Origin of the sequence: Sulfurimonas sp., assembly GCF_016744025.1 — a bacterium.
In the GTDB taxonomy this organism is placed as follows: Bacteria; Campylobacterota; Campylobacteria; order Campylobacterales; family Sulfurimonadaceae; genus Sulfurimonas.
In genome coordinates this window covers 1-3,825 of sequence record NZ_JADGFC010000181.1, presented here as the reverse complement: position 1 = coordinate 3,825, position 3,825 = coordinate 1, and the positions used below count along the sequence as shown (strand labels likewise).

The following is a 3,825-nucleotide window of genomic DNA, read 5'->3' as shown; positions in this document are numbered from 1 at the left end:
TTCACCAAATGAGTTTGAAAGAAGGTATAATTTAAAGTCTTCAAAAATGTAGGTTTTTACTGGTTTAGTAATTGTCTAGTTTATAGGGGACATTCCATTGTCATCTGAATCAATTGATTATCCAGAACGACTAATAAGTAAAATAATTCAAAAACAAAGGGAAGGTTATTTATTAGAAGATATGGCTGATGTTGATAATATAGTTCTTTGGTATGATAAAAAGAAAGGTAAATATTTTAAAGAAGTTCTTTGTAGAGTTTATATGCATAAACAAAAGAGTCTCTATAATAAGTGACCCATCTCGTCTTTTTTAACGTTTAAATAATCTTCATTATGTTTATTTGAGTCCATAATAATCGGAACTCTCTGCACAATTTCTATATCGTTTATAGAGTTTACTTTGTCTGGGTTATTTGTTAAAAGCTTTATTTTCTTAATATTAAAATGCTGAAGTATTTTTGTGACAACTTCATAAGTTCTCTCATCTGCACGAAAACCTAGTTGATGATTAGCTTCTATTGTATTAAGACCTTTATCTTGAAGAGCGTAAGCATTTATCTTATTTAAAAGACCGATGTTTCGTCCCTCTTGTCTTAAGTAAATCACCATTCCATCATGCTCTCCCGCTAATTTCAATGCATACTCAAGTTGATCTCTACAATCACACTTAAGACTACCTATAGCGTCTCCTGTTAAACACTCTGAATGAACACGTACTGTTGGAATTTCGGCAAGCTTGTCTGAGTATATAACAAGGTGTTCTTTGTGACCTTCTTTAAAGGCTTTTACTTTGAAATCACCAAATCTTGAAGGTAAGTTTGCGACTTCTGAAATCTCTATATTCAATTAATGTACCCTATTTTAAACTTTAAAACGATAAAATAAATTTTTCAAAATTATAGCTAAAAAAGGTTTATTATGTTTCAAAGATTTCGCAGAACTCGTTTAAATAAGCAACTCCGTTCATTAGTAAGAGAGACAAGTGTTACAACAGATGATTTTATCTATCCACTATTTGTTCGCCCTGGTGAAAACATAAAAACAGAAGTTTCCTCTATGCCTGGTGTATTTCAAATGAGTATAGATGAAGTTTTAAAAGAGTGTATAGAGTTAAAGAAACTTGGACTTTACTCAATTATCCTTTTTGGAATTCCTGATGTAAAAGACTCTATAGGTTCAGACTCACTATGTGAGCATGGAATCATTGCATCAGCAATTCGTGCTATTAAACAAGAACATCCTGATATGTTTGTTGTAACTGATTTATGTTTTTGCGAATACACAGATCATGGTCATTGTGGAATTATCGATGAAGAAAATGAAACAGTAAACAATGACGCTACTCTTGAAATATCTGCACAACAAGCAATAATTCATGCAAAAGCAGGCGCTGACATGATAGCACCATCTGGTATGATGGACGGTATTATTGAGACTCTTAGAGATGCTCTAGATGTAGCGGGATATGAAAATCTACCAATTATGGCATACTCAACAAAGTTTGCAAGTGGATATTATGGTCCATTCCGTGATGTAGCTGAGTCAACACCAAGTTTTGGTGATCGTGCTTCATACCAAATGGATCCTGCAAATAGAAGAGAAGCTATAAACGAGTCTATTTCTGATGAGATGCAAGGTGCTGATATATTAATGGTAAAACCAGCTCTTGCTTATTTAGATATTGTTCGTGAGATTAAAGACAACACTTCACTTCCAATGGCGGTTTATAATGTAAGTGGTGAGTACGCTATGTTTAAGCTTGCTGGTAAACATGATTTGATAGACTATGATAGAGTTGTAATGGAGACAATGGTTAGTTTTAAAAGAGCAGGGGCTAATATTATTATCTCTTATCATGCTAAAGAAGTTGCAAAGATGTTATTAAAGTGAATTACTATAGAATAACAGCTTATTTAAAAATTTGGGGATATTTTGAAACATTTTTTAACACTAAAAGATTTTACAAAAAAAGAGATATTAGAGATCATTGCAATTGGTCTTGAAATCAAAAAAAATCTAAAATCAAAAATATACAAAAAAGAACTTGAAAACCAGACTCTTGGTATGATTTTTGAGAAAAGCTCAACAAGAACAAGAGTAAGTTTTGAGACAGGTATGTTTCAACTTGGCGGGCATGCTCTATTCTTATCAAATCGTGACATTCACTTAGGTCGTGGCGAGCCTGTAAAAGATACAGCTAGAGTAATATCTAGTATGTGTGACATGGTGATGATTAGAACCTTTGAGCACTCAAAGATAGAAGAGTTTGCATCTTATTCTAAAGTACCTGTAATAAATGGCTTAACTGATTCTTACCACCCTGTACAACTATTGGCTGACTATATGACCTTAGTTGAACATAATGCAAATGAGCATATTGTATGTGCGTATATCGGTGATGGAAACAATATGACTCACTCATGGATGATGCTGGCAGCAAAACTTGGTTTTGAGCTTCGCATCGCTACTCCAGAGGGTTATGAAGTAGATGAAAATATTTTAAAAGAATCATTAATATTAGCTAAAGAGAGTGGAGCTGTAATAAAGACGATGAATGACCCGAACGAAGCTGTAAAGGGTGCTACTGTTATTACTACAGACACATGGACTTCAATGGGACAAGAAGAAGAAAAAGAAGAAAGAATCAAAATCTTTAAAGGTTTTATGGTTGATGATAAAATGATGCTTCTTGCAGCTAAAGATGCTAAGTTCTTACACTGTCTTCCAGCATATAGAGGTCTTGAAGTAAGCGAATCTGTATTTGAAAAGTATTCTGATATTGTTTTTGATGAAGCGGAAAATAGATTACATGCTCAAAAAGGTCTAATGGTTTGGTTAGACAAACAAAGATAGATAAACTTTTTTACTAGAACCTATCTCAGGTTCTAGTTATAACCACCCTTTTGAATCATCAAGTATAACTTTATTATTAATATTGTAAACATCAATTACAAGAGAAATCAAGTCTGTTCCCTTATTAAAATATTCATCAGTATCAAAATTAATTTTCTTCTTCTGAATAACTTCATTGTTCGTTAAAGTTATATAGTTTTTGCTAGCTCTTGAGATTGAATCTAGCTTGGCATCTAACTCAGAGTTGAAACTCTTTTGATTGCTAGATGAAATCTTTTTTATATCTGCAATTAGCTGAGTCGTATGTACATCAACTTCATATGCAAGAGCTTGCATATGAGCTTTTTGAGTTTTTGTAATCATACCTTTTGCAACAATTCCAGAACCCATTCCTCTCATCTGTCCAACATACTCAGTTAGTGGTAATATGACTTCCATCATCACTGTAGAGAGTTTTTGCCCAAGAGGGTTAAGCTCTTTAGAACCATGCTTACTAACAGTCTGAGCAAGCATTAATGTCTGCTCTATAAGTTCACTATATTGTTCAAACACAATAGCTGGATCTTTTTTAAAAGCTTTACGATTTAGTTTGATTAGAGATTCACTTATATTGGTAGCTCTGTTGTTAATAATAGCATCAGATGCCAAAGGCAGTGATTCCATTGTTCCAATGGCTTTTTTCATCTCTTTTCTATTTCCATATACTAATAGCATAGAAGTTGTATTTCCATTTAAGTAGTTGTTTGTAAGACCACGAGTTTTTTGTGTTGAAATGATTAGGTCTTTAAGTGCGCCAATATATTTTGAATTGTCGGCTTGGCTAGAGTTACTAAATAGTGATTTAGCATTTAAACTAAAAATTAACGCGGTTATTAAAACGCCAATTCTAAAATCAAGTGCAATTTTTTGAAAGTAAGTTGAAAGATAGGATTAATCGATAATCTGCTAATCTTATTCGACCAAAAACAAAGA

General features: G+C 32.9%; 5 protein-coding genes. 3 read left to right on the top strand and 2 right to left on the bottom strand.

Going from position 1 to position 3,825, the window contains the following annotated elements; genetic code table 11:
• Positions 1-97: 97 nt before the first annotated feature.
• On the top strand, positions 98-295 hold the full coding sequence (locus QZZ48_RS14690) for a hypothetical protein (RefSeq protein ID WP_294967007.1): 198 nt from the start codon (positions 98-100) through the stop codon (positions 293-295).
• Here the strand turns inward: QZZ48_RS14690 and ribA are convergent.
• On the bottom strand, positions 283-846 hold the full coding sequence (gene ribA / locus QZZ48_RS14685) for a GTP cyclohydrolase II (protein ID WP_294967006.1): 564 nt from the start codon (positions 844-846) through the stop codon (positions 283-285). The two genes, QZZ48_RS14690 and ribA, sit on opposite strands and share 13 nt — an antisense overlap.
• Before the next feature lie 72 nt (positions 847-918).
• Between ribA and hemB the strand changes: the two genes are divergently transcribed.
• Together hemB and argF are read left to right on the top strand one after the other, a co-directional pair.
• On the top strand, positions 919-1,890 hold the full coding sequence (gene hemB, locus QZZ48_RS14680) for a porphobilinogen synthase (RefSeq protein WP_294967005.1): 972 nt from the start codon (positions 919-921) through the stop codon (positions 1,888-1,890).
• 42 nt (positions 1,891-1,932) lie between these two features.
• Positions 1,933-2,853 carry an ornithine carbamoyltransferase gene (gene argF, locus QZZ48_RS14675; protein ID WP_294967004.1) on the top strand — a complete coding sequence of 307 codons (921 nt, stop codon included), beginning with the start codon at positions 1,933-1,935 and terminating at the stop codon, positions 2,851-2,853.
• Between the two features lie 36 nt (positions 2,854-2,889).
• Here the strand turns inward: argF and QZZ48_RS14670 are convergent, their stop codons facing one another.
• On the bottom strand, positions 2,890-3,627 hold the full coding sequence (locus tag QZZ48_RS14670; RefSeq protein WP_294967008.1) for a nitrate- and nitrite sensing domain-containing protein: 738 nt from the start codon (positions 3,625-3,627) through the stop codon (positions 2,890-2,892).
• Positions 3,628-3,825 lie beyond the last annotated feature (198 nt).